This window comes from Nesterenkonia sandarakina, from assembly GCF_014138825.1.
Taxonomy (GTDB): Bacteria; Actinomycetota; Actinomycetes; order Actinomycetales; family Micrococcaceae; genus Nesterenkonia; species Nesterenkonia sandarakina.
The window spans coordinates 2409143-2434474 of sequence record NZ_JACJIH010000001.1; the positions used below are offsets into that span (position 1 = coordinate 2409143).

General features: G+C 66.3%; 22 protein-coding genes and 1 pseudogene. 13 read left to right on the forward strand and 10 right to left on the reverse strand.

All coding sequences use genetic code 11. The annotated features are described in order from the left end of the window. Window positions 1-60 precede the first annotated feature (60 nt). The 3 genes from HNR24_RS10955 to HNR24_RS10965 are packed head-to-tail and all read left to right on the forward strand — an operon-like array spanning window position 61 to window position 5146. A complete protein-coding gene (locus HNR24_RS10955; RefSeq protein WP_058887772.1) occupies window positions 61-642 on the forward strand; it encodes a hypothetical protein in 582 nt (193 codons plus the stop codon). Beyond that, window positions 642-2252: a GMC family oxidoreductase gene (locus HNR24_RS10960; RefSeq protein ID WP_058887771.1), complete on the forward strand. Its 1611-nt coding sequence runs from the start codon at window positions 642-644 to the stop codon at window positions 2250-2252. Before HNR24_RS10955 ends, HNR24_RS10960 begins: the two co-directional genes overlap by 1 nt. A gap of 14 nt (window positions 2253-2266) precedes the next feature. Beyond that, window positions 2267-5146 (forward strand): FAD-binding and (Fe-S)-binding domain-containing protein, encoded by a 2880-nt coding sequence (locus HNR24_RS10965; RefSeq protein WP_058887770.1) that lies wholly within the window; start codon window positions 2267-2269, stop codon window positions 5144-5146. 59 nt (window positions 5147-5205) lie between these two features. Here HNR24_RS10965 and HNR24_RS10970 read toward each other — a convergent pair whose 3' ends face one another. The 3 genes from HNR24_RS10970 to HNR24_RS10980 form a co-directional block, all read right to left on the reverse strand. Then, on the reverse strand, window positions 5206-5952 hold the full coding sequence (locus tag HNR24_RS10970; RefSeq protein WP_310735434.1) for an esterase/lipase family protein: 747 nt from the start codon (window positions 5950-5952) through the stop codon (window positions 5206-5208). After that, window positions 5949-6758 carry an alpha/beta fold hydrolase gene (locus tag HNR24_RS10975; protein WP_182495760.1) on the reverse strand — a complete coding sequence of 270 codons (810 nt, stop codon included), beginning with the start codon at window positions 6756-6758 and terminating at the stop codon, window positions 5949-5951. The genes HNR24_RS10970 and HNR24_RS10975 overlap by 4 nt, the downstream gene beginning before the upstream one ends. Window positions 6759-6871: 113 nt before the next feature. Then, window positions 6872-7603 (reverse strand): alpha/beta fold hydrolase, encoded by a 732-nt coding sequence (locus HNR24_RS10980; RefSeq protein WP_182495761.1) that lies wholly within the window; start codon window positions 7601-7603, stop codon window positions 6872-6874. A 104-nt stretch (window positions 7604-7707) separates the two neighbouring features. On the opposite strand from HNR24_RS10980, the gene HNR24_RS10985 reads away from it, so the two are divergent. Continuing rightward, complete coding sequence (locus tag HNR24_RS10985) at window positions 7708-8697, forward strand: aldo/keto reductase (protein ID WP_182495762.1); 990 nt, start codon at window positions 7708-7710, stop codon at window positions 8695-8697. Between the two features lie 126 nt (window positions 8698-8823). On the opposite strand, the gene HNR24_RS10990 is transcribed toward HNR24_RS10985, so the two are convergent. Further along, window positions 8824-9651 (reverse strand): SDR family NAD(P)-dependent oxidoreductase, encoded by an 828-nt coding sequence (locus HNR24_RS10990; protein ID WP_182495763.1) that lies wholly within the window; start codon window positions 9649-9651, stop codon window positions 8824-8826. 59 nt (window positions 9652-9710) lie between these two features. Between HNR24_RS10990 and HNR24_RS10995 the strand changes: the two genes are divergently transcribed. Next, window positions 9711-10325 carry a TetR-like C-terminal domain-containing protein gene (locus HNR24_RS10995; RefSeq protein WP_182495764.1) on the forward strand — a complete coding sequence of 205 codons (615 nt, stop codon included), beginning with the start codon at window positions 9711-9713 and terminating at the stop codon, window positions 10323-10325. On the opposite strand, the gene HNR24_RS11000 is transcribed toward HNR24_RS10995, so the two are convergent. Further along, window positions 10229-10819, reverse strand: a complete 591-nt coding sequence (locus HNR24_RS11000; protein WP_182495765.1) for a hypothetical protein — start codon at window positions 10817-10819, stop codon at window positions 10229-10231. The two genes, HNR24_RS10995 and HNR24_RS11000, sit on opposite strands and share 97 nt — an antisense overlap. 395 nt (window positions 10820-11214) lie before the next feature. Further along, window positions 11215-11862 carry an RNA polymerase sigma factor gene (locus HNR24_RS11005; RefSeq protein ID WP_182495766.1) on the reverse strand — a complete coding sequence of 216 codons (648 nt, stop codon included), beginning with the start codon at window positions 11860-11862 and terminating at the stop codon, window positions 11215-11217. Window positions 11863-12325: 463 nt separating this feature from the next. Between HNR24_RS11005 and HNR24_RS11010 the strand changes: the two genes are divergently transcribed. Further along, window positions 12326-12637 (forward strand): hypothetical protein, encoded by a 312-nt coding sequence (locus HNR24_RS11010; RefSeq protein ID WP_182495767.1) that lies wholly within the window; start codon window positions 12326-12328, stop codon window positions 12635-12637. On the opposite strand, the gene HNR24_RS11015 is transcribed toward HNR24_RS11010, so the two are convergent. After that, window positions 12604-14862, reverse strand: coding sequence for an MMPL family transporter (locus tag HNR24_RS11015; protein ID WP_182495768.1), 2259 nt, complete (start codon window positions 14860-14862; stop codon window positions 12604-12606). The two genes, HNR24_RS11010 and HNR24_RS11015, sit on opposite strands and share 34 nt — an antisense overlap. A gap of 119 nt (window positions 14863-14981) precedes the next feature. Between HNR24_RS11015 and HNR24_RS11020 the strand changes: the two genes are divergently transcribed. The 3 genes from HNR24_RS11020 to HNR24_RS11030 all read left to right on the forward strand — a co-directional run bounded on the left by HNR24_RS11020 (window position 14982) and on the right by HNR24_RS11030 (window position 18029). Next, window positions 14982-15560 carry a MarR family winged helix-turn-helix transcriptional regulator gene (locus HNR24_RS11020; RefSeq protein ID WP_182495769.1) on the forward strand — a complete coding sequence of 193 codons (579 nt, stop codon included), beginning with the start codon at window positions 14982-14984 and terminating at the stop codon, window positions 15558-15560. Window positions 15561-15652: 92 nt separating this feature from the next. Then, complete coding sequence (locus tag HNR24_RS11025; RefSeq protein WP_182495770.1) at window positions 15653-16228, forward strand: PadR family transcriptional regulator; 576 nt, start codon at window positions 15653-15655, stop codon at window positions 16226-16228. 52 nt (window positions 16229-16280) lie between these two features. Then, a complete protein-coding gene (locus HNR24_RS11030; RefSeq protein WP_182495771.1) occupies window positions 16281-18029 on the forward strand; it encodes an ABC1 kinase family protein in 1749 nt (582 codons plus the stop codon). Here the strand turns inward: HNR24_RS11030 and HNR24_RS14120 are convergent. The 3 genes and pseudogenes from HNR24_RS14120 to HNR24_RS11045 all read right to left on the reverse strand — a co-directional run bounded on the left by HNR24_RS14120 (window position 18026) and on the right by HNR24_RS11045 (window position 20810). Next, window positions 18026-19453: pseudogene (locus tag HNR24_RS14120) on the reverse strand (YfcC family protein). The gene HNR24_RS11030 and the pseudogene HNR24_RS14120 sit on opposite strands and share 4 nt — an antisense overlap. A gap of 473 nt (window positions 19454-19926) precedes the next feature. Then, window positions 19927-20424, reverse strand: coding sequence for a class I SAM-dependent methyltransferase (locus HNR24_RS11040; protein ID WP_182495772.1), 498 nt, complete (start codon window positions 20422-20424; stop codon window positions 19927-19929). A gap of 59 nt (window positions 20425-20483) precedes the next feature. Next, window positions 20484-20810: a nucleoside triphosphate pyrophosphohydrolase family protein gene (locus HNR24_RS11045; protein ID WP_058887756.1), complete on the reverse strand. Its 327-nt coding sequence runs from the start codon at window positions 20808-20810 to the stop codon at window positions 20484-20486. Window positions 20811-20817: 7 nt separating this feature from the next. On the opposite strand from HNR24_RS11045, the gene HNR24_RS11050 reads away from it, so the two are divergent. The 4 genes from HNR24_RS11050 to HNR24_RS11065 all read left to right on the forward strand — a co-directional run bounded on the left by HNR24_RS11050 (window position 20818) and on the right by HNR24_RS11065 (window position 25282). Continuing rightward, window positions 20818-22695 (forward strand): IS30 family transposase, encoded by a 1878-nt coding sequence (locus tag HNR24_RS11050; protein ID WP_232301689.1) that lies wholly within the window; start codon window positions 20818-20820, stop codon window positions 22693-22695. A 557-nt stretch (window positions 22696-23252) separates the two neighbouring features. Further along, window positions 23253-24275, forward strand: coding sequence for a C40 family peptidase (locus tag HNR24_RS14125; RefSeq protein ID WP_259392441.1), 1023 nt, complete (start codon window positions 23253-23255; stop codon window positions 24273-24275). Between the two features lie 101 nt (window positions 24276-24376). Beyond that, window positions 24377-24499: a DUF418 domain-containing protein gene (locus HNR24_RS11060; protein ID WP_146131189.1), complete on the forward strand. Its 123-nt coding sequence runs from the start codon at window positions 24377-24379 to the stop codon at window positions 24497-24499. A gap of 153 nt (window positions 24500-24652) precedes the next feature. Then, a complete protein-coding gene (locus tag HNR24_RS11065) occupies window positions 24653-25282 on the forward strand; it encodes a DUF305 domain-containing protein (RefSeq protein ID WP_106124055.1) in 630 nt (209 codons plus the stop codon). Window positions 25283-25332: the final 50 nt, after the last annotated feature.

Consider the following 25332-nt stretch of genomic DNA (forward strand, 5'->3'; position numbering starts at 1 on the left):
CCGCTACCGGGGGAAGGTTCAGGGTTCCGCGACGACGTTGAACTGCCTAAGGAGTTCCGGATGGTTTTTCCCGCCAAGTACCCCTCTCTCAACGCCACCGAGATGACTGAGGAGGCCCGGCAGACCCTGATCCGGGTGTTGCGCGTCGCGTTCCCCCATGAAGCGGTCCCTGACGGTCCCTACGAGCGCACGGCGGACACCATCCTGACCGAGGCTCAGAACGAGACCTGGTTCCGGGTCGCCCTGACCCAGGGTCTGCTGTCCTTGAACCAGCTCGCCGACGGCGATTTCCGAACCCTCGACGATGCTGCGGCCCTTCGGGTGCTGCGCCGGGTGGAAGGCACCGAGTTCTTCGGCTTCGTCCGCCGCACCGCCGTGCTGAACCTCTATGACGACGCCGAAGTATGGGCGGCGCTGGGTTATGAGGGTGCCTCCTTCGATCAGGGCGGCTATGTCACACGAGGCTTCAACGACCTCGACTGGCTGCCGGATCCACGGATCGAGTTCCCCGAGGGGGAGACGATGCCGGAAGCAGCGCCGGGTGCTGCGCGGGTGCCGCGGCCGGCGGCCGAAGGACACCGGACGGACAGCACGAATCAACCGGGCGCTACGAGCTCGGACATGGAAGAGGTGAAGAAGTGATGCCGACCGACAGCGAGAATCACGGACCAGGGCGAAGCGTCACCGAGCACAGCATCGACCAGGACGAGGACGCCGTCGTGATCATCGGCTCGGGTGCCGGCGGGGGGACTCTTGCTTACGAGCTCACCGCCAAGGGCATCCCCGTGGTGGTGCTCGAGGCAGGGCCCTACCTCACTCACGACGACTATGTGAACAATGAGTGGGAGTCCTTCAACCAGATGGCGTGGTTGGACCCGAGGACCACTTCGGGCTCCTGGCGGGTCGCCCGCGACTTCCCCAACCTTCCGGCATGGATCGTCAAAGCGGTGGGTGGGACCACCACGCACTGGTCCGGAGCGACCCCGCGCTTCAAGAGTCACGAGTTCAAGGCGCGCAGCGTCTACGGCAGGGTCGATGATGCCAACCTGCTGGACTGGCCGATCGGGCTGGAGGACCTTGCGCCGTACTACGACCGCGCGGAGAAGGCGATGGGGTCGACCCATGTCCACGGCCGCCCGCCGCTGCCGGGGAACAACAACTACAAGGTGTTCGCCAACGGCGCCGAGCGCGCAGGCTATAAGTTCTACGCCACCGGTCCCTATGCGACCAACGCAGAGGAATACGACGGACGCCCCGCTTCGATCCAGGATGGCTTCAATTTTCAGGGCGACAAGAACCGCTCCAAGTGGTCCACCCTGGTCCGGGAGATCCCGCGCGCGGAGGAGACCGGGCTGCTGGACCTGCGCCCAGACTCTCAGGCAGTCCAGATCACCCATGACGCCCAGGGTCGAGCCGACGCCGTGCTGTACCTGGACAAGGAGGGAAATCTCCACCGGCAGGCGGCGAGGACGGTCCATGTGGCGGCCAACTCGATCGAGACGGCGCGGCTGCTGCTGCTCTCCGCGACCCCGAGCTTCCCGGATGGTCTTGCCAATTCCTCCGGACAGGTGGGTCGCAACTACATGCGCCACCTGACGGGCACCGTCTGGGGTCATTTCGACAAGCCGGTTCGGATGTACCGCGGCGAGACCATGGCCGGCATGATCGGGGACGAATCGCTCTTCGATCCGGACCGTGGGTTCGCAGGCGGCTACTACCTGGAGACCATCTCCCTGGGCCCCGCCTTCATGGCGGCGTTCGTTGAACCAGGTTCGTGGGGCCCGGACTTCGCAAAGCTTCTGGATGCGTATACGAATTCCGCGGGCATGTGGATCGTGGGAGAGGATATGCCGCAGGAGTCGAATCGGGTCACGCTCAACACCACGCTCAAGGACGAGAATGGGCTCCCTGTTCCCAACGTCCACTACGACGACCATGCCAACGACATCGCGATGCGTGAGCACGCCTATTCGGCAGGCGAGCGGATCTACAACGCCGTCGGAGCGCAGTCCACGCACAGGACTCCGCCGTTCCCCTCCACGCACAACCTCGGCACGGCACGAATGAGCGCGCGCCCCGAGGACGGCGTGGTCGACGGCTGGGGACGCTCCCACGACGTGCCGAACCTGTTCGTCTCAGACGGATCAGCTTTCACCACAGGTGCAGCTGCGAACCCGACGCTGACGATCGTGGCCCTGGCCATTCGACAGGCTGACTACATCGCCGAAGAGCTCAAGGCTCAACGGCTCTGAGGTCGGGCGACGCCATGAGCCCAGCGCTGCGAACGCCTCTGTCCACGCTGGCGGAGACCCCCGCCGGCCTCGTCGACACGCTGCGAAGCGTGGTTGGGGAGGTCGGCGTCCGGGCAACGGACCGGCTGGCCTCGGCTCATGATGCCTCGCATTATCTGATGACGCCACAGGCTGTGGTGCGGCCCAACTCCATCACCGAGGTGGCTGGGCTGCTGCGGGCGGCCCACCGGGTGGGCGCTGCGGTCACCTTCCGCTCGGGCGGGACGAGTCTGTCCGGCCAGGCGGTCACCGAGAATGTGCTGGTCGACGTCCGGCGCCACTTCGGCTCCATCGAGGTGCTCGACGACGGCGCCCGTGTTCGCTGCGGCGCGGGGGCCGTTCTGCGGCAGGTCAACGCCCGGCTGCAGCGTCACGGTCGGAAGCTGGGTCCGGACCCCGCGAGTGAGATCGCGTGCACCATCGGAGGGATCGTGGCGAACAACTCCTCCGGGATGGCCTGTGGGATCGAGGCGAACACGTACAAAACGCTTGACTCATCGGTGTTCGTGCTCCCCAGTGGCACTGTGGTGGACACGTCTCAGGCGGACGCCGGTCCTGAGCTCGCCACCGCTGAACCGGAGCTGTACGCAGGCCTGGTGGCACTGCGGGATGAGCTCCGAGCCGACGCGGAATCGGTGCGCCGGATCAATCAGCTCTACTCCATCAAGAACACGATGGGCTATGGGGTGAACTCCTTCCTGGATCACACGGAACCGGTGCGGATCTTGGAACACCTGGTCATCGGGAGTGAAGGCACGCTCGCCTTCCTCGCCGAAGCCACCTTCCGGACCGTGAAGATCAGGCCCCACGCCGCCACCGGCCTTCTGATCTTCCCCGACCTGGCCAGGGCGACCGCCAGTCTGCCGGAACTGGTGGCGGCGAAGCTCGTGACGGTGGAGCTCATGGACGCCACAAGCCTGCGCGTCTCTCAGCGAGATCCGAAGTCACCGGAGGAGATCACGACGCTCACCGTCAAGGACCACTGCGCGCTGCTGGTGGAATTCCAGGAAGCCGATGAGCCCGCGCTGCAGGCGCGGCTGGACTCAGCCGCTGACCTGTGGACACGTCTCCCACTGACCATCCCGGCGCAGCTGACCACGGACGCCGGACGCCGCGCGGCGTTCTGGCATACCCGAAAAGGTCTCTTCACCGCCGTCGCGGGCAATCGGCCTCAGGGGACCACGGCGCTCCTGGAAGACATCGCAGTTCCAGTAGAGCGGCTGGGAGAGACCTGCGAGGCGCTGAACCAGCTCTTCGCCAAGCACGGCTACGACGACGCGGTCATCTTCGGCCATGCCAAGGATGGGAACATCCATTTCATGGTCACAGAGTCCTTCGGAGCGGGCCCAGCGACTGATGTGGACCGCTACGCCGCATTCACCGAAGACATGGTGGAGTGCGTCTTGGCGCGCGGTGGCACCTTGAAGGCGGAGCACGGCACCGGACGGATCATGGCGCCGTTCGTCCGGCGCCAGGTGGGGGACCAGCTCTACTCCGTGATGCAGCGGGTGAAGGCCCTTGTCGATCCGCAGCAGATGCTGAACCCAGGGGTGCTCCTGACCGAGGATGCCCAAGCACATCTGAAACATCTCAAGACCTCGCCCGCAGTCGAGGAAGAGGTGGACCGATGCGTGGAATGCGGATATTGCGAACCCGTATGCCCCAGCCGTCGGCTGACCACGACCCCGCGGGAGCGGATCGTGCTGCGCAGAGAGATCGCCCGAGCCGAGGCGGCCGGTGACGAGACGCTCGCACGCACGCTCCGTGAGGAGTATCAGTACGACGCCCTTGAGACCTGCGCTGCGGATGGGATGTGTGAGACTGCCTGCCCGGTATTCATCAATACGGGTGACCTGGTGCGCCGGCTGCGTGAAGAGACCAGCTCTGCCCCGCAGCAGCGGGCATGGAGGGCCGCTGCCGCGCACTGGGGCTTCGCGACTCAAGCAGGTTCCCTTGCTCTGAGCGCAGCTGGGGCAGTGCCGGCAGCGCTTCCCCGTGTCGGTTCGAACATGGCGCGGAGCATCCTCGGCCACGAGGGTGTTCCGGGGTGGACTGCGGACCTGCCGGGAGGGGGTCAGCGCCGTCTCGTTCTCCGCGACCCACAGGCCGAAGCCGTCTGGTTCTCCAGCTGCACCCAGACCATGTTTGGTTCTCCAGATGAGCAGCAGGAGACGCGGAGCTGCAGGGGCGTGGGGGAAGCCTTCCAACGGCTTTGTGAGGTGGCAGGCGTTCGCCTGCGCACGCCGGAGTCGATACCTGCGCTGTGCTGCGGCACGCCTTGGAAGTCGAAAGGGATGAGTGCCGGCTATGAGCACATGCGTCGCGCAGTCTCAGATGCGCTCTGGGAAGCGTCAGACGGAGGCAGGCTCCCGGTGGTCAGTGATGCCAGCTCCTGTACAGAGGGTCTCGAGGTGCTCATCGCCTCATCTGGCTTGCGGGAGCGCCGAATACAGGTGCTTGATGCGATCACCTTCACCGCAGACCGGCTCTTGCCAGCCCTGCGGGCGCGCGGAACGGTTCTTGCGCAACCAATCAGTTCATTGACCCTGCACCCCACCTGTTCCTCCACCCGGCTCGGCGTGAACTACGCCTTGGATGAGCTGGCTCATGCGGTCGCGAGCGAAGTCCACGTGCCGGAAGCGTGGGATTGCTGCGCTTTCGCGGGCGATCGGGGCATGCTGCACCCTGAGCTGACGGAATCAGCCACGAGGGCCCACGCTGTCGAGGTGAATGACCTGAAGGCAGCGGCGCATGCCTCCACTAATCGCACCTGTGAGATCGGAATGACTCGAGCGACCGGTCAGCCCTACCGACATATCCTCGAGCTGCTTGCTTCCGCGCTCCCACCCAGGTGATGGCCGCTGGGCATCCCATCTTCACACGGGTGGGCAAGGGGCGAGGTTAAACGGGAATCTCAGCCCCCGAGCTGCTGGACCCCGTCGAGCACCGCCCGGTGCACCCGGGCATCACCCAGGGGCAGGAAATGTCCGCGGGTGCCCAGCTCCACGTTGCGGGCTCCGGGCAGCCGGCTGCCACCGGGGATGTGCGGATCGAAGCGCCCATAGATCGAGACGATCCTCTGGTCCACCTCGCGGTGGGCGTCCAGCTCGGCGAGCTCGGGGGAGCGCGGCAGGAAGAGCCGGAGTGCGGGAAGCGGCAGCGCGCGCGCCAGCGGTGACCCTTCGAACGGGGTGTTCATCGTGACCAGACCGAGCAGCAGATCGGACTGGGCGTGCCGGGTGAGCAGCAGCTTGCCGATCAGCCCTCCCTTGCTGTGCGCCACCAGCACGCAGCGCGTCAGCCCCTCGCGGCGGAGGTACTCATCGACCAGATCCGCCATGTCTTCGAGATTGCCGCCGTTGTACCCCAGGTCGACGACGGCGTGCACGTCATAGCCCTGCTCCCGCAGCACATTGGCCACCGGAAGCATGAACGCCCAGGCCTCATAGATCCCCGGAAGCAGCAGCACCGGGGGCCGCGGTGACTCCGGCTGCCGGTAGGCCTGCGGGTCAGGTCTGCGGAGCAGCCCGGAGGCCTGCCGGCGCAGCGCGTAGGCATAGTCCCGGCCCCAGGCGCTCAGGTTGAGCCCCAGCTCGGTGGCCGCGCGCAGGCGCAGGCGCGCCGCCCCGGCAGGGGGATCGGTGGGCGGAAGCCGGGTCACGCGGCGGGTGCCGTGGGCTGCGGGCCCGGCCGAGCGCCGTCGATGGCTGCCAGGAACGGGGCGCACCCGGACGCGAGCTGCTGGGCCTGGCTGATCTGCAGGGCATGTGGGGCCTCGGGGATCTCCAGCAGAGCAGCATCAGGGGCAAGGTCCACCAGTTGCCGGGCCCATGGCGCCGAGGCGATCGGGTCCTGCTCGCCGCGAATCACCAGCCCAGGGATCGTGCAGGCGCGGATCGAATCCTCGGTGCGGTCCGCGAGCATATGCCGGACCGTGCGCCGGTAGCGCAGCGGGCCCATCCGCAGGTAGTTGCGGAACACCACGAGGTTATTGCGCAGCGGTTCGCGCCACGTGTCCCGCATGAGTCGCGCGCTCTGGCCCAGGAGGCTGCGCGCCGACGGATCCACGGTGGGCCCGATCAGGATGTACCCGGCAAACAGCTCTGGGTCGGCCGCGACGACGTCTGCGGCGATCTGACACCCCATGGAATGCCCGACGACGACGGGGCGATCCAGGCCCAGGGTGAGGACCACTCCGGCCACCACCTCGCCGAGCTCAGAGATGTTCAGCGCATGGTCCGGATTCGGAGTCCCGCCGTATCCCGGAAGATCCAGGGCATAGACGTCGTGGGTGGCGGCAAGCTCGTCGGCGAGGGGCAGGAAATACTCTCCGGACATCCCCAGCCCGTGGACCATGACGATCGCGGGTCGCCGCGGGGAGAAGGTTCCGCGGACATCCACGGCGTGGCCATCGATCTGGAGGCATCGCGTGCTGGACCCCGCAGCGGGAGCGCTTCTCTGGAACATCAGGCCCCTAGGATCTGCCGAGTGCGGAAGGAGCGGGAGACAGGCCGCACCCCTGACGGACCATCGTATCGACTATGCGGCCAGAGGTAGGATCCCAGCAGGTCAGACCGGTCTCAGACGCGCCGACGGAGCGGGGCGACGCCGTCGTCGCGGTCCCCGCGGTGGAACTCGCGGATCAACTGGGCGAGCAGCGCGGGCTTCTCGACGATCGCCCCGTGGGTGGTGCGCGGGAGCACGGCGAGCTCGCCGTCGGGCAGCGCCTCAAGCATCTCGATCAGGTGCCCCCACTGCACCTGATCATCGTCACCGACCACGATGAGCACCGGGATGCTGACACCGTGAAGGTCCGCCACCGTGAGATCAGGCTCCCGGAGGTGCAGCTCCCGGGCCTTCTGCACGACGTCGTCCCAGTGCTGCACTCCGTCCGGGGAGACCGCGCCGTAGGCCTCCCGCATGAACTCCGGCGGCTCCCCGTCCAGCACCCCCGGACGCCAGCCGGAATGGTGAAAGACCGCCCCACCGAAGACGAGGCTGCGCACCAGCTCGGGCCGTCGCAGCGCCAGGTAGAGCCCCACGATCGCCCCGTCGCTCCACCCCACGACGTGGGTCCGAGTCGGATGCCTATGCAGGACCTCCGCCACGGCGTCCGCCATCATCGCGAAGGACCAGTCCCCGTCGACGTCCGCTGAGCGGCCGTGCCCGGGGCGGTCCAGGACCACCTGGTGGTAGCCGGTGAGGTGTTCCGCGAGTTCGCGCATGGCCGCTGAGTCGGTGCCACCGGGGTGCAGGAGCAGGAGCTCCTCGCCTGCGCCGGACTCAGCGGTCCAGCAGGTGCTGGGTGTCATGGAACCCAAGATACGGCCGGCCGGTGCGCGATGAAATAAACCCCGGCGCCGAGGGTGTTCCCCCGGGGAGAGAAACACCGCCGATAGTGAGGACTTCTGATCTTATGAGCGAGCTGCACCAGCTGCTGGACAACACCATCGGATTCGGCACCGCGCCTCTGGGCAACATGTTCCGTGACATTCCTGAGGAAGAGGCCCGGGACACCGTCGAAGCCGCCTGGGAGGCTGGCATCCGGTATTTCGACACGGCCCCGTTCTACGGCGCCGGGCTCGCCGAGAAGCGACTAGGTGCCACCCTGGGTGAGAAGCCGCGGGATGAGTTCGTGCTCAGCACCAAGGTCGGGCGCTACATCTCGGAGGAGACCGAAGAGAAGGAGGGGCTCTTCGCGGACGGTCGCGGCAACAAGGTCGTCACGGACTACACCGCGGAGGCCACCCGGAAGTCTCTGGAGCAGTCCATGCAGCGATTGGGCACGGACCGGATCGATTTTGTCTTCGTCCACGACATCTCCCGGGACTTCCACGGAGACCAGTGGCTCGCGAAGTTCGAAGAGGCCCGCACCGGGGCCTTCCGGGTGCTGACCGAGATGCGCGAGCAGGGCCTGATCAAGGGATGGGGGCTCGGGGTCAATACCACCGAGCCCATCGAGCTGGCCATGCAGCTCGATGAGACCCCGCCGGATGTGAGCCTCTCCGCCACCCAGTACACGATCCTTCAGCACGAGAAGGCCCTCGAGCGGATGATGCCCCGAGCGGAGGCCCAGGGTGTGGGGATCATCGTGGGTGGCCCGTATAACTCCGGAGCCCTGCTGGGCGGGGATCATTTCGACTACGCCGAGGCGCCGCAGTCGGTGAAGGATCAGGTCGCAGCACTCACTGACGTGGCGGCCCGCCACGAGGTCGACCTCAAGGCCGCCGCGCTGCAGTTCTCCACCGCGCACCCCGCCAGCGTGGCCGTGATCCCGGGCTCGAGCCGACCTGGCCGGATCTCGGAGGACATCGCCGCACTGTCGGTGAAGATCCCCGGCGCGTTCTGGGAGGAGCTGGTCCAGGAGGGGCTGATCTCTCCGAAGGCGCCGCTGCCGAAGAGCTGATCAGACGACAATCGCCGATCCACCGCCCCACCGCGGTTCCACCCGCGTTCCACCCCCGTGGTTGAGTTCTCCGGCGGTGACGTACCGACAGGAGAACTCAACCACGCAGGATGGGGGTGCGGCGGGTCAGTCGAACCGTGGGTCTCGGCTGTAGTCCCGGAGCCGCAGATCCAGTGCCGCCCGAACCTGTCCGGGGGCGTCGTCCCCGAGGAGCAGCCTCAGCCGGGTGTCCTCGGGATCCTGCACGTGGGCCAGCAGGGCGGCCGCGATCTCCGAGGCCGGGGTGCCGTCGCTGGCGCCGTCATCGGTCTCGCTGGCGGGCCAGGGCACGATCGGGCTGCCAAAGAGACTCTCGCGCAGCTCGTCATAGGCAGGGACCGGGGAGCTGAACCGCATGCTCTTCCCCGCCCAATCAGTGGCGATGGCGCCGGGCTCGGCGACCGTCACCCGGATCCCGAAGTGTGCGACCTCCGCTGCCATCGCCTCGCTGAAACCTTCCAGCCCCCACTTGGCAGCGTTGTAGAGCCCCAAGGTGGGCATGGTCCCAGCGGCCCCGACGGTGGAGATCTGAACGATGTGACCGCCTCCCTGTCGGCGCATCACCGGGATCGCAGCCTGAGAGACCCACAGTGGTCCCAGAAGGTCCGTGTCGAGGATCTCTCGTGCTTCGCCCTCGCTGATCTCCTCCACCGCGCCGATGAGCCCGTAGCCGGCGTTGTTCACGACGACGTCGAGGCTGCCGAACCTCCCGATGGTGTCCTCTACGACCAGGAGGACGTCGGCCCGGTTTCGGACATCGAGCTCGCGCACCAGGAGCTGATCGGATACCGGGAGGTCGTGCGTCCCGCGCACGGTGGCGACTACGGAGTGCCCCGCGTCCAGGGCGGCGAGCGTGATCGCACGGCCCAAGCCCCGGCCGGCGCCGGTGATGAGCCACGTCTTCTGTGAGGTCATGGCCCCAGAATACTCCGAAACTGGACGCACCGTCTCGTTTGGCCGACTAGAGTGGGTGTATGGCTCGCACGCAAACTCGAAGCAAGGTCTACGCGGCAGTCCTTGCGCTCGCCGGAACTGGGCGCATCGGCGCGCTCAGCATGGAGGGTATTGCGGGGCGTGCAGGAGTCAGCAAGCAGACGCTTTACCGCACCTGGTCCTCGCCGGGGGACATCGTCTTCGACGCCCTGCTCGCTCGCAGTCAGGACGCGGACGGGTCCGTCCTGGTGCCCGATGCCGGCGAACTTCGGGCGGATCTGGAATCCCTGGTGACTGACACAGTCCATGAGCTCACCGACCCCGCCGTCGAGCCGCTGCTGCGGGCCGTGACTGCCAGCATCCAGACCGATCAGCAACTGGCGGATCAGTATCGCGAGCGCCTCTGGCGACCGCAGTTCGAGGCAGTTGCCGAGAGGTTTCAGAAGGCCGGCTTCCCAGTGCCGGAGCTGGCGGCGGAGCTTCTGCTCGGTGCGATCCTGCACCGCTGGCTGCTGAGGACAGGTCCCTTCACCTCGGAATGGGTGGTTGGGCACGTGGATCAGGTGATGCGCATCGGGATCCCGGCCGCTGCCAGCAACACCGCGGCCGCTGCGAAGCCGAGCGCCGAGCCGGCGGCCACCTCGCCTGCCGAGTGACGGCGCAGGTAGACCCGAGACCAGATCACCAGCGCCCAGACCGGGATGCTCACCAGAAGCACCCACCAGGAGAATGCGCTGGCGATCACCACGGCGGAAAGCGCGGAGATCAGCCCGTGGAGGCTGATCTTGAAGACAAGGTTGATCGCGGCGACCATCATCACCAGCCCGACGGCGATGACGCATGTCCATCTCACCCAGGTGCTCTCGGTGACCAGCGCCGTGGCGGCGGCGCCCAACAGAGTCGAGGCCATGACGATCCCGTAGAACAGGTGGCGCTGGTGTCGGTGGATGATGAACTTGTCGCTGGCGCGCCCTCGCAGCGTCATCGCGATAGCCACCCCTTGGGGAACCACGGCGAACGCGAACACTGAGATCACAGTGGTGAGCGCCCAGCGAGGATCGGTGACCACGGCCAATGAGGCCAGCATCGCCGCGACCAGCACCGGGGGAGAGAAGACCTCCGACCCGATCCAGGCGGTGCGATCGAGCATGGATGTCAACGCCTTCCCCTCCGTCATCTCTTCGATGCCCATGAGTCTTCCAGATGGGCGAGCTGACGGCGCAGTCGAAGGCGGTCGACGACGGGTCGGGGAGTCCGACCGTCGAGCAGCATCCCGTGTGGACGAAAGTCTCTCAGTGGTGGATCACGTGGAGACGAAAGTTCCCACGTGATCCACCACGGTGACCTGTCCTAGGGTGCTGGGGATCGCAGAGCCTCAGGTTCCCCGGGGCCGGGCACGAGGAGACCAAAGTCGCCACGTACACCCCTGAGAGCCTCAGGTCCCCGGGCCCGGGGCCGGGCACGAGGAGACCAAAGTCGCCACGTACGCCCCCGAGAACTCACCCCTGGGTGGCTCGAGAGGGGAGAGCGCCAGCAACACGGTGTTCAGTCCCGGGGGACCGGCGAATCGCTTCCCAGTGTTGCGCGCAGTGCTTTCAGTCCCTCGTACATCCGCATCCGCAGGATCGGGATGGGGACCCCGGTGGTCTCCGAGAGCTCCTGGTAGCTCCTGCCGTCCAGCTGGACCGCGGAGAGGACTTCGCGCTGATCGGGTGTGAGTGTGGCGAGTGACTCGCAGAGCAGCAGCCGTTCCGCCACAGCCGGGTCCTCTGCCGTCTGCTCCGCGGCAGCCTGCTTTGGGGCAGCCTGCTGCTCAGGGACAGCAGGATTCGCGGAAGCAGCCTGCTGCTCGAACACGGACTGCTCCTTGGCTCCGGCACCCTGCTTCGACGCGGCATCCTGCCCGGGCGCGAGGTCGACCCCCCGCGAGTTCGTGGGGTCCGGATGTGCAGCGCGTTCCTGCAGGGAATCGGTGATCAGGTGCCGGGAGATGCCGAACAACCAGGTCCGCACCGAACCCGGAGGGCTGGTGTGCTCATCATTGCGGCTCCAGGCGCGGACGAAGGTCTCCCGCACGCAGTCCTCGGCCTCCTCGCGGTCTCCCAGAGTGTTCAGGGCGTAGGCGAAGAGGACGCTGCCGTGGGCGGCATAGGACTCAGCGACGTTGAATACGGCCTCAATCTCAGTCTGCATGGGAGACACCTCCTGGTGTTCCAGCCCGCGCGCCAGCCAGCATTCCAGCCAGAGTTCCAGCCCGCGCAGCGACGACGACGGCGCTTGCCTGGGCAGCACGAGGCGGGGCGAGGCCCGGATCCTGGCGCGCCTGAGCGGCCAGCCTCGCGGTGAAGCAACGGTGATCAACGGTGAGATAGACGGGCATGACGGATGTCCCTTACTGCCCTCGGGGTCCTATCCGGTGCAAGGAGACACACCGAGGGCGGCTCTGCTGTTGTAGACCTGAATCCTGCTTCCTTCACGCAGTCAATCACCGCAGCCTGACCATGGACAGGGACTAAAGTCCCTATTGGGTGTCACGGGCCTGAACCGGCTTCACGCGAGATTCCTCGGGTCGGCAGAGGTTCGCAGCGCCGCAACACCCTATGATCCGGATATGGGACGACCTCTCACCGAGCGCGAGCGAGACGTGCTGAGATTCATGATCGAGAACGCCCTTCCCTCGGGAGGTGACCAACCTGTGCCTGCCGCCTCGCGCGAACGCTGGCGCCGGTCCATCCCTGCCACCTTGGCGGGCCCGGGCTGCGTGTGCGACGCCTGCCCGTCGATCGAACTGGAGGACGGGCGCGGTCGGACGTCGAAAGGTGGCAGGAGCGTTGTGCTGAGCGCCGAGCACCCGGAGGCGTCACTGTTGTTGTTCATCGACGATGACCGGCTCAGCTACCTGGAACTGGCTCCGCACGGCGAGGATGCGTGGGATCAATTCCCCGCGGTGCCAGACCTGAGCCTCTGATCGGAGCCTCCCCGGTCACCCTTCGCGAGCTTCGACGGCCACCAGACCGCTGGTCCGATGTCGTGCACCAGGGCGGGCACCAGCAGCGCTCGCACCAGGAAGGTGTCCAGCAGGACGCCGAAGGCCACGATGAACGCGATCTGCACCAGGAACAGGATCGGGATCACCGAGAGCGCCGCGAAGGTCGCCGCGAGCACAATCCCAGCCGAGGTGATCACGCCTCCCGTGACGGTCAGCCCACGGATGACCCCGCGGCGCGTCCCGTGGCTCAGCGACTCTTCCCGCACCCGGGTCATCAGGAAGATGTTGTAATCGATGCCCAGCGCGACGAGGAACACGAAGCCGTAGAGCGGCACGGTGGGATCGGCGCCCGGGAACTCGAAGACCCCGTTGAACACCAGTGCTGAGACCCCCAGCGCCGTGGCGAAGGACAGCACGGTCGTGAGCACCAGCAGCACCGGGGCGAGGACCGAGCGCAGCAGCATCATCAGGATGAGCAGGATGACGACCAGCACCAGCGGGATGATCAGGTTCCGATCATCGATCGCGGCGTCGTTGGTGTCGATCGCGGTGGCGGTCACCCCGCCCACCAGCACCTCGGGGTCTGCGTCTGCATAGCTGTCCCGCAGCTCGCGGACGGTGTCCTGTGCGGCGGCGGAATCCGCGGCCTCGGTCAGGGTGGCCTGGAGCATGATCGAGCCGTCGATCACGAGAGGCTCGGGGGTAGGCGTCCCGGGAGGGCCGAAGGCGCTGACCCCCTCGGCGTCCACCGGGGCGGAGCCGGCGTCGTCGTCGGTCACCACGGTGACCCCGTCGACCCCGTTGTTCTCCAGCAGGACATCAGCGGTGCTCTGCAGCGAGTCCTCCTCGGTGACCACGTAGGCAGGACTGCCGGAGCCGCCTGGGAAATGCTCGCCCAGGGCGACCTGGCCGTCGCGCGCCTGGGACTCGCCCAGCACCAGCTCCGACTGTGGCACCCCCTGCGCGTCGAGCTGCGTGACGCCCACGGCGCCCAGGAGCAGCACCAGGGTCGTGGCGATCCAGATCCGGCGCGGCCGTCGTTCCACGGCGCGCCCGGTGCGAGCCCAGATGCCGTGACTGTCGATCCCGTCCTCAGCGGCGACGACCTCGGGCTCAAACCGGGGGCGGCGGGGCCAGAAGGCTGCGCGCCCAAGGATGAACAGGATCGCGGGAAGGAAGGTCAGTGCCGAGGCCATGGCGAAGAGGATGCCGATCGAGGCGACCGGACCCAGGGTGCTGTTCGACTTCAGGTCACTGAGCAGCAGGCACAGCAGGCCCGCGATGACGGTGCCTCCGGAGGCCAGGATCGGCTCGAAGGATCCGCGCAGGCCCTTCCAGGAGGCGGTCCACTTGTCCTGGTGGACCCGCAGCGCCTCCCGGTAGCGCGCCACGTAGAGCAGCGAGTAGTCGGTGGCCGCGCCGATCACCAGGATGAACAGGATGCCCTGGGTCTGTCCGCTGAGCAGCAGGATGTCCGCATACGCCAGCCACCAGACGGTCAGCAGCGAGACCGTGAGTGCGAAGACACTCGTGGCCAGCACGGCCAGAGGCAGCAACAGCGACCGGTACACCACGATCAGGATCAAGAAGACCGCGGCCAGAGAGACTGCCAGGAGCAGGCCGTCGATGCCCTCGAAGCCGGCGGCGAGGTCCGCGGTGAATCCGGCCGGACCGGTCACGAAGACCTCGAGGTCGGGGAGGTCTGCGCGCAGCGTCTCAGAGATCTCCTCGACGATGGCGCCGAGTTCCTCCTCGGATCCGATCGGCACGAACGCCTGGACCGCGAGTCCGTCCTCCGAGGTGATGACCGGGGAGAGGTCATCTTGCACCCCGGAGATCTCGGGCAGCTGCGCGATCGCGTCCTCGATCGCGGTCAGCTGTGACTCGCTGAGCTCCGAGTCTGAGGTGGCGACGACGACGGCGGGAATGGTGTCGGAGTCATTGAACTCACCCAACAGCTCCTGGACCGCGGTGGCGTCCGCGGACTCCGGCAGGTACGTCGTCTGATCGTTGGAGGAGACCTCAGCGACCCTGCCGAAGTATGGGCCGCCGATGGCGGTGCCGGTGAGCCAGAGCAGGATCAGGGCCGCGGGCAGAAAGACCCGCAGCCACCGGGGAACGCTGCTTCGGGAGGGGCGCTCACCGCGCGGGGTGCCCGCGCCTCGATGCGGTGACCTGCGGGTGTCGGTGGCGGTGTGCGACATGCTCTTCTCCCCTGACGAGACGAATTCCTTGCCGGAACTATATACTGTCTATTGGGATAAAGTACACCGCAGGATAATAAACCTCGAGAGGGCCGTTGCCGCGTCGTAAGGTGGTCACCATGGCAGCAGGAGAGTTCGGTTCGGATCCCATATCAGAGCGCCTGTACGAGGTCGATGCCACCGACCCGCAGCAACGGCTCGTGGATCGATCCGAGATGTCCCCGGAGGACCTTGTGCAGATCGGTCGACTGATGCGGGCGCTCTCCGAGCTCCGGACGGCTGAGGAGCACCTGTCTGAGGCCTCCCAGCGGTACATGAAGCTGAGTCAGTTGGACATGCGCGCCATCCACTACCTGATCGTGGCGCATAATCGCGGCACCACGGTGACCCCGGGGATGCTCGGCGCACATCTGGGGATCTCGGCGGCGTCGACCACCAAGCTGCTGAACCGCCTGGAACAGGGCGGTCACATAACGCGCGAGGTCAATCAGGCCGACCGGCGCGCCTTCGCCGTCCGGGTCACGCCAGACACGGCCGACGCTGCGATGGAGACCGTCGGGCGGCAGCAGGCCAAGCGTTTCCACTCTGCCGCGGCGCTGAGCGTCTCGGAGCGCGAGGTGATCATCGGTTTCCTTCAGGACATGACCCGGCAGCTCTCCCTGGAGGACGTCGCCTGGGCCAAGGGTGAGCAGGCGTGAGGTCTGACGTCACATCTTCACGCCCCAGCGCCGGGCGATATATCGTTAGCCTGTACCGGGCCCACCCTGGGTGCGGCGCTTAGGAGGCTGTCATGACTGGATCATTTACAGGCGACTCGCATGCCCGGGGGTTCTTCGGAGACCGCCGGCCAGCTCCAGGAGGCCCACCGGCTGACCTGTGGGACGCGCTGGATCAGCTGCGGGGGGCGTTCAAAGACAAATCCGCTCCGCGCGCGAGCCGAGGTGATGTCCGTGCAGCGGTTCTCGTGCTGCTGGCGGAACGCCCGATGCATGGGTACCAGATCATCCACGAGATCGAGCAGCGCAGCGCAGGGGCCTGGAAGCCCAGTCCCGGCTCGGTCTACCCGACCCTGCAGCTGCTCGCCGATGAAGGACTCATCCACGCCGAGGCCGAGGGTGGACGCAAGACCTATTCGCTGACCGAGGAAGGACGCGAAGCCGCAGCCGCCGCCGACCAGTGGCCGGCGCAATGGCAGGGCGCGGAGAATCGCGGCCACGCGGTGCGCACCCTGTCCAAGGCCGGGATGGAGCTCGCGCAGGCCGCCGCGCAGGTGGGCCGCTCGGGGACTCCGGAGCAGATCCACCAGGCGGAGAAGGAGATCGACGCGGTGCGCCGGAAGCTCTACGCCATCCTCGCCCAGGACTGAACGGCGTGCTTGCACCAGGTGACCAGCGCGGTCGCGGCGTCCGGGACGTCGAGTGAGCCCCACTGCCAAGACGCTGCGCTCACGCTACCGCCGCATTCTGCGGTTCGCCGCGCTTCACCTGGTGCAGGTGTGGTGGTTCGAGCTGTTCCTGCCGCGCATCGGCCTGTCTCGGCTGGCCGGCGCGGGGCGATCCCGGCGCATGCGGCGGCTCGCGCAGCGCTTCCACAAGCTTGCGGTCGATCTGGGCGGGTTGATGATCAAGGTCGGCCAGTTCATGTCTTCCCGGTTAGACGTGTTGCCGCCGGAGATCACCAAGGAGCTGGAGGGGCTGCAGGACGAGGTCAGTCCTGTGGACTTCGCCGAGATTCAGGCCGCCGCCGAGCAGGAACTGGGAGCCCCGCTGGATGAGGTGTTCTCCGCCGTGGACGGCGCCCCGCTGGCCGCCGCCTCCCTGGGTCAGGCGCACCAGGCCACGCCCACCGCGCAGGACGCTGAGCTGGCAGGATTCGGCGCCGCCGTCGTGAAGATCCAGCGCCCTGGGATCGGTGAGATCGTCGACGTCGACCTGGCCGCGCTGCGCCGGGTGGGTCGCTGGCTCTCGCGGCTCCGACTGGTGAGCAACCGGGTGGACGCCCCGGCCCTGGTCGAAGAGTTCGCCGCGACCAGTCTGGAGGAGATCGACTACCTCCACGAAGCGGCCAACGCGGAACGTTTCGCGGGGAACTTCTCGCAGGACCCGCGCGTCTCGGTCCCGGAGGTGATGTGGGAACGCACCACGCGGCGGGTCCTCACCTTGGAGGACGTCAGCGCGATCAAGATCAATGACGTGGAGCGGCTGAGGTCTCTGGGGATCGACCCCACCGCCGTCGCCACCCAGTTCGCGAACGTGATGTTCGATCAGATCTTCGTGCACGGGTTCTTCCACGCCGACCCGCATCCCGGGAACATCTTCGTCACGACGACGACGCCGCCAGCCGCGCCCCCGGCGGCCGGACCAGCAGCCGAGGGGGTTCCCGGGGAGGGGCAGCCGCTTCCGTGGCACCTGACCTTCATCGACTTCGGGATGATGGGCGAGATCCCGGACACCCTGCGCGACGGGCTGCGCCGGGTGTTCATCGCCGCGGCCTCGCGGGACGGCAAGGGCCTGGTCGACGCGATCCAAGAGGTGGGGGTGCTGCTTCCCTCGGCGGACACCGCCGAGCTGGAACGCGCGATGACCCAGCTCTTCGCCCGCTTCGGCGGGATGGGCTTCGCCGAGCTCAAGGAGGTCGACCCGCGGGAGTTCCGGGACTTCGCCAATGAGTTCGGCGAGCTGGTCCGCTCGCTGCCGTTCCAGCTGCCCGAGAACTTCCTGCTGATGCTGCGCACCGTCTCGCTGATCTCCGGGGTCTGCAGCACCCTGGACCCGCGATTCAACCTCTGGGACGCCATCGAGCCCTACGCCGAGCAGCTGATCCGGGACCAGGGCCGACCCGCGGTGCAGGACGCCGCCCGGCAGGTGGCGAACACCGCGCTGACCGCTCTGCGGCTGCCAGGCCGAGTCTCCGACGTCGTCGAGAGGTTGGAAGATGGCCGGATCGCGGTGCGCACCCCGGAGCTGGATCGGCGCACCGCAGCGTTGGAGCGGGTCGGCAGGAGGCTGATCTCCGCGGTGCTGTTCACCGGACTGCTGGTCACCGGCGCGCTGCTGGAATCCCAGGGCAGCCTGTTCGGGCCGGTGCTGATGGGGATCTCTCTGATTCCGCTGCTGCATGCGGTGTTCCCCTCGCGGGGTGGCAGGCGCCCAGCAGCGGGCCGTTAGCTCCAGCCGGTCATCTGGGCGAAGACCAGGAACGCGAGTGCCACGGCGACCCAGAGCCCGAAGAGCGGGAGGTAGAACTTCAGCCACTTCTCCCACCGGACCCCGCCGATGGCCAGGGCTGCCATGAAGTACCCGGAGGTCGGGTAGAGGATGTTGGTGAGCCCATCGCCGAGTTGGAACGCCAGCACGGCGGTCTGCCTGGTGACCTCCAGGAGGTCCGCGAGCGGAGCCATGATCGGCATGGTGACCACGGCCTGGCCGGAGCCGGAGGGCACCACGAAGTTGAAGCCGGTCTGCACCGCGAACATGCCGACGGCGGCGAGTTCACCCGGCATCCCGCTGACCGCGTTGCCGAGTGAGTACACGATGGTGTCCAGGATCTGCCCGTCTTCCAGGACCACCGCCACGGAGCGCGCGACGCCTACGATGATGGCGCCCTCGAGCACGCTGCGCATGCCCTCGGAGAAGGAGCTGGAGATCGTGGACGGGGTCAGCCCGCTGACCAGGCCGATGATCAGCATCAGCAGGACGAACATCCCGGCCATCTCGATCATGAACCAGCCCTGGGAGGAGACGCCCCAGATCGTGACCCCCAGGACCGGGGCGGAGAGCAGCAGCGAGATCTTCTGCCGGCGGGTCATCCGCTTGGCCTCTCCCTCGGCCCCCGAGGAGTAGAGGCGCTGCTTCTCTGCCTCCACGTCCTCGCCCTAGACCAGGCTCTTCGCGGGGTCCTTCTCGATGCGGCGGGCGTAGCGGATGACCCAGTAGGAGCCCAGCGTGATCATCACCAGGAAGAGCGCCCCGCGCAGCCCCGCCCCGGAGAAGGTCTCGACTCTGGCGATCTGCTGCGCCAGCCCGGTGTTGATCGGATTGAGCACCCCGGAGGTGAAGCCCGCCGTTGTGCCCACCAGCGCGATCGCCACCGCCACCATGGAGTCATAGCCCAAGGCGATGATGACCGGGATGAGCACCGGGATGTAGACCAGCGCCAGTTCCTGGGTGCCGATCAGAGAGGCCAGGGCGGCGAACAGGGTGATCAGCACGGGGATCAGCAGCAGCCGGCGGTTGGCGAAGGCACGCAGCAGCCGGTCCAGGGCGTTCTCGATGATGCCGGTGCGCCGGATGACCATGAAGACCCCACCGATGATGAAGGTGAAGAACACCACCTCACCGGCGTCGACCAGGCCGCGGGGGACCGCGGTGATGAACTCCAGGAGCGACGTCGCGCTCGCCTCCACGGGCTCATAGGAGTCTGGGTCGATGACCTCCCTGCCGTCAGGTCCCTCGACCCGCTGGAACTCGTTGGCCGGGATGAGGTACGTGGTCAGTGCGGCCAGCGCGGAGAGCACGAAGAGGATCACGTAGATATGCGGCATCTGGAAACCGCGCTTGGCGGTGGTCTCCTGCGACTGGGTAGCAACCATGTTTCACACCGTACGAAACGAATGTTTCACTCGTGTCACCTTGGGGTGAACACGGTTTTCGTCGAGCCGGGGGTGCCTCCCCTGTGGAGCGGAGAGTAGCTGGTAGGCGGTGGAGGGTTCCACCGTGGTGGGTTGGGTCTGCACCCGCCTTCATCCGGAGGTGCGCACCTGCGAGGCGGCCGGCTTCCAGAGGTGGCCGGTGGCACGGTACTTCAAGGACCTCTCCAGCTAGGGGGGTGGCCTCAGGGGCGCTGAGCGATGACCACCAATGCACCTACCCCTCGCCCCACTGGTTCCGAGCGGAATCCACCGAACACGTCCTCTACGACCAACCCCGCTTCGATGAGCATGCTGCGGATCTGGTCCTGTGAACGGAACCGTATTCGCGAGGGCTGCACTGATTCGGTTCCATCTTCTGCGATCTCGTGCGCGCGGAAATCCACGAGTCCGGCCTCCTCCTCGACCTGCGTGGTCTAGTACCAGTGCTGAGCCTCGCCCTCGGGGAGGTTGACCAGGCGGTGTGAACGTTCCTTGGTCCAGGCTTCCCAGACGCGGGCGTCGGGGTCTCGGGTGTCGAAGGCCAGACGGCCCCCGGGCTTCAGGTGGGAAGCGATGTCGCGGAAGGACGTGGCGAGCTCGGCGTCGTCGAGGATGGCCTGGACGACGTTCGAGGACATGATTGCGACGTCGAAGCTGGTTCCGGCAGGAATCGCAGACGAGGTGCCTTCTATCCACCGGACACGGTGGGTGCCGGGCTTCGCCTGAGCCGCCTGGAGGGAGGGCAGGTCGGGGTCGATGCCCACCATGTCGCAGCCTGCCTCTGCCGCCGCGAGGGTGATTCTGCCGGTGCCGCATCCCAGGTCGAGGGCGGAGGGGCTGGGCGTCTTGGTGAGGAACTCCAAGAAGAAGTCATCGCTGGGGCTCCACTGATTGACCGCGTCGTAGAGGTCTGAGGCGTGATTCGCTGTCATCGAGTGAACGCTATCTGCTGGCCCATGGCTCTGAGGAGTGGGGACCTCGGGGTGTTGCGTTACTTGGCCGAGTCTTCGCGTGTTTTCTCGTAGGGGAACCACTTCTCAGCAATCGCCGTCTCTGGGTCGATCCCGAGTTGTTTCGCGTAGACCAGGCACATCCCCAGGACATCTCCAAGCTCGCGGGTCACCACATTCTGCTGCTCCTCGGCGCTGAGATCACGATCTCTGCTCTGTCCCGTTGCCGTGAGGTGGGCCTGGGTGAGTTCCCCGAGCTCTTCGGTGAGCTTGAGGAGCGCCCATTCGGCAGAGCGGTTGATCCCGTAGACCTGGGCGTACTGGACCGAGAGGTTCTCGATGCGTTGGGCGATGTCATTGAGATGCATCTGGCCGATGCTACGCAGTCGCAGCGAATGCGGCTTGCCACGGGCTGCTGGAGAGGCGATTCATGTAGCAGATAAGCACGCGGGATTCTGTTGGTCGACGCAACACCTATCCCGAAGGTGTTCCTCAATGTTTCTCTCGCCATCATCTCCTACAGCTATCCGATTTTATGCCGCAATCAAGGCCGGAACTGGTCTGAAAGCCGCGTCCCGTCTGGTCGGGATTCATCACTCGGTCGGTGATCGTCTGCTGCGGCTCGCGTACCTCGAGCGCCGTCGCGCCGGGCTCTCGATGATCGACGCTGTTACCGAGCTCGCATACCGACCAGCTCGCGCCACCGTGTGGGAATCCCACCTCGAGAAGGACGATCGTCACCACCTCAGCGTCGATGCCGCTGTCGCAGACAGATTCTGGGCTGCGTTCATCGGTGGCACACACCCCACCGAAGCAGCCAAAGAGGTGGGGGTGAGCCGCACGACCGCTGGTCGATGGGTGCAGGCCCGATTCAGTCGACTCCGCGATGAGGGCGCCACGGTTCGACGGGCGAGGGAAGAGCTGCGGCTGACCGAGAAACGAGCGCATGAGTTCGAAGAACGCCGCCTGGCTGGCCACCGGCGCGCTGCCAGGGCCGAGACGGCTGCGCAGCGGTCTGCGGTCGCCGCGGCCAGCGATCACGCAGACGCGGTGCTGCGCGAAGCGCGACCGGCGCACGTGATCAAGTTCGATCAGCGCCGACACGACTACTGGGAACTGATGCGTAAAGGGCTGAGCAACACTGATGCCTGCAGAATGCTCGGCATGTCACGTGTCATTGGAACCCGGCTCCGGAATCAGGCCGGCTACAAGATTCCACCGCCGGCCACAGCACGCTCGCATCCCAGCCGCTACCTGGAACTGCGGGAGCGAATACAGATCGCGGACCTGCTCCAGCTGGGCCAATCGATCCGTTCGATCGCGGCACAGCTCGGGCGCAGTCCGTCGACGGTGAGCCGGGAGCTGCGACGACACCGCAATGCCACCGGTCAGTATCTTCCCCGGACCGCACAGCATGACGCCGAGGAGCAGCGGAGCCGCCCAAAACCCCACCGGTTGGTCGCTGATCCGCGTCTGCGGCTGCTCGTTCAACGCAAGCTGAACCGATGTTGGTCCCCGGATGAGATCAGCGGCTGGCTCAAGAAGAGCTTCCCAGATGATCCGACCATGCGGGTCTGCCCTGAGACCATCTACCGCGCTCTGTTGCTGCGCGAGGACCACGGACTGCACAAACGCTTCGCCCTCAAGCTCAGGACAGGACGGCGGATCCGCAAGACCCGATGGACTTCCCGGTTCAAGCAGGGATCCCGGATTCGCAATATGACCATGATCGACCAGCGACCGGCCGAACACTCCTCGAGACTCATCGCGGGCAACTGGGAGGGCGACCTGGTCGTCGGGGTCGGATCCGTGTCAGCGATGGTCACCTTGCGCGAGCGGAAAACCCAGTACGGCATCATAGTGAACCTGCCGGAGGATCACACCGCAGCCAGCGTCAACGCAGCAGTGGAAGCGGCGTTCGCGCCGCTGCCTCGGCATCTGAAACGCTCGTTGACCTGGGACCAGGGTGTAGAGATGTCTAGCCATGAGGCGCTCACCGCAGCGACGGGGGTCCCGATCTACTTCGCTGAACGTTCCAGCCCCTGGCAGCGAGGAGCCAACGAGAACTTCAATGGACTGGCGCGGCAATATTTCCCCAAGGGCACAGATCTATCCCTCCACAGTGACGCCCACGTCGCTTCTGTGATGAAGGAACTCAACACCCGGCCGCGGAAAGGTCTCGACTACGACACCCCGGCCGCCCGTCTTCGAGCCGAACGGACCAAGTCCGTCAGATCCGTTCCGCTACCCTGATGACACAACGATTCACGACGCATATGACCCGCCGCGTTGCATCGATCCCCAGAATCCGCCGATGGGCTTACGGGCCTTTAGTCGGGCAGGGTATACGGGCAACTGAGTCCCCACACTTGCGCCACGTATCCACTTAGGGGCCAGGGCCTCCAAGCGAGGACCGGACCAGCACAACCGGAAACGCCAACCCGGAAGGACTTCAAAAGCCCTACTGATAACCACTCGGCACCTGTTTGGCTGATCCAGAAGACGCGTGGGCTGTCCGCTCCAGTCCCACTGCATAAATTTGCTCCCGCCCCGGTCGTTACCTCAACGTGACATTTGTTATCGATCTGTTATAACTTCGTAGTCGCGCCTGCGACCGATGTCCGAAGTCGCAGCGCCTCCAGTCAGATTCTTCTCCTGCCGCTGACCGGAGCTGTTCCGCAGAAACTACCGCAAGGCAGGGTGCGGGGCATCGCGGTCGATCGAGACCTGAAGAACGTGAGCTTCCCGGCTCGCGCTTCACTTAGGCGGCCCCGCAACTACAGGGAGAGGTTTCCAGAGAAGTGACAGACATGACTTTCGTCTCACGCCGTGACCGGCGCCGCCAGGCCAAGCCCTCATTGGCAAAGGCCGTGGCATCCAACGCCGGCACCGTCGGACGAGGTGCGGCAGCCGCCGTCGCCGCATCCGGCCTCGTGCTCTCCTCAGGAGTTGCCGCGAACGCCGGCACCGACATCAGCACCCCCGAGGTCACCACCTTGGACGTGACCGCATCCGGTCTCAGCGTGGAGCGCGCCAGCACCACCTCCGCAGTGGCCGTGACCGCATCCAGCGACGTCGAGCTCTCGTTCGACCGTCCGGTGGTCACCTCCACCCCCGCACCGGAGCCTGCTCCAGTGGTGGAAGCCGCACCGGCACCAGAGCCCGCACCTGAGCCGGAGCCGGAGCCAGCACCTGAGCCCACCCCAGTGGTGAAAGAGGTGGAAGAGGCCGTCACCGCCTCCATGCCGATGCCAACCGAGCCGGAAGCTCCTGCGCAGCAGACTGATCCCGCACCGCAGGAGCAGCAGTCCAGCACCGGAAACACCGGTTGGTCCAACACCGGCCAGCAGGGTGGAAACACCGGGCAGGCTCAGAGCAGCACCGGCCAGCGGACTTCGCAAGCCAACACCGGCCAGCAGTCGCAGGGCAACACCCAGGTCGCCTCAACCTCCCCCGCACAGGAAGAGGCCCCGGCCGCTTCCAGCGGCGGCAACGGCTCGATCGTGGGCGCCGCCTATGCAGGTCTCGGCAACCCCTACGTCCTCGGTGGCACTTCACCGTCTTCGGGTTGGGACTGCTCCGGCTTCATCAACTGGGCCTACAACCAGGCCGGCGAATCGCTGCCGCGCACCACTTACGGCATGATGGCCTCAATGCGCCAGGTCTCCTCGCCCTCCCCGGGCGACATCGTCATCCAGAACGGTGGCAGCCACGCCGCCATTTACGTGGGCAACGGCCAGCTCATCGGCGCCAATAACCCCCGCGTGGGCACCATCCAGTACCCGCTGAACTCCCCGTACTGGACCAACACCATGTACCTCAGCGCGAACTGACGCTTCCGCCGCCTCGGCGGTGCAGTAGAAACCTCGGCCGTAGGGCGCGATCCTCACAGGGATCGCGCCCTGCGGCTACCAGGTTCACGAACTTGGAGTGAGTGAATGAGACCAGCAAGGTCTCCGTGCTGATGGTCTTCGCCTCGCTCTGGCGCGCCCGGTTCAACCGGGGCCCTCTCGAGGTGTTGTTGCGGGCGCCCGAGCTTCGACGCCCCACCCCCTGATCAAGTCTCTCCGGCCTGATCCGGTCTGGCCTGCGAAGAAGAGCCTTGTACTTGATGAAGGTTCGTTGAAGATCGCCTGTCCCCGGCATGGGTGAGACACCTCGCGAGGTTGACTCTCCTGAACCCGAAAACCGCCTGACACCGGAGGATCTCATGACGACGAAGACTTTCACCGCGACTCTGGGAGCATTCGCTCTCGCGGCAGCACTGACCGGCTGCGGAACATCCGATGAAGAGCCCAGCGAGTCTGCCCCTGACACTACACAGAGCACAGAAGAGGTCTCGGAGCAGCACAACGAGGCAGACGTCGAGTACATCTCCGGGATGGTCATGCATCACGCCCAGGCCGTGGAGATGTCAGAGATTGTGCTGGAGAAAGACGACATCGAGACCGAAGTCTCGACCCTTGCCGAAGACATCAGAGAGGCCCAGGGCCCTGAGATCGAGCAGATGGAATCCTGGCTTGAAGCCTGGGGTGAAGAGGGCACCAGTGAGGGCGACATGGAAGGCATGGACCACGGCGACGGGGACATGGAGGGCATGTCGGACATGGAAGGCATGATGAGCGAGGATGACCTCAGTGAGCTGGAGAGCGCCACCGGCACTGAAGCATCCAGGTTGTTCCTGGAGCAGATGATCGCCCACCATGAAGGTGCGGTGTCCTCCGCCGAAGATCACCTGGAGAACGGGGAGAACCCCGAGGCCCTGGAGCTCTCGGAGACCATCATCTCGGACCAGCAGGCCGAGATCGACGAGATGGAAACCATGCTCGAAGAACTCTGACCAACCGAAGAAGAGAGGGCCCTGCCGGGATGTAGCTGCATACCGGCAGG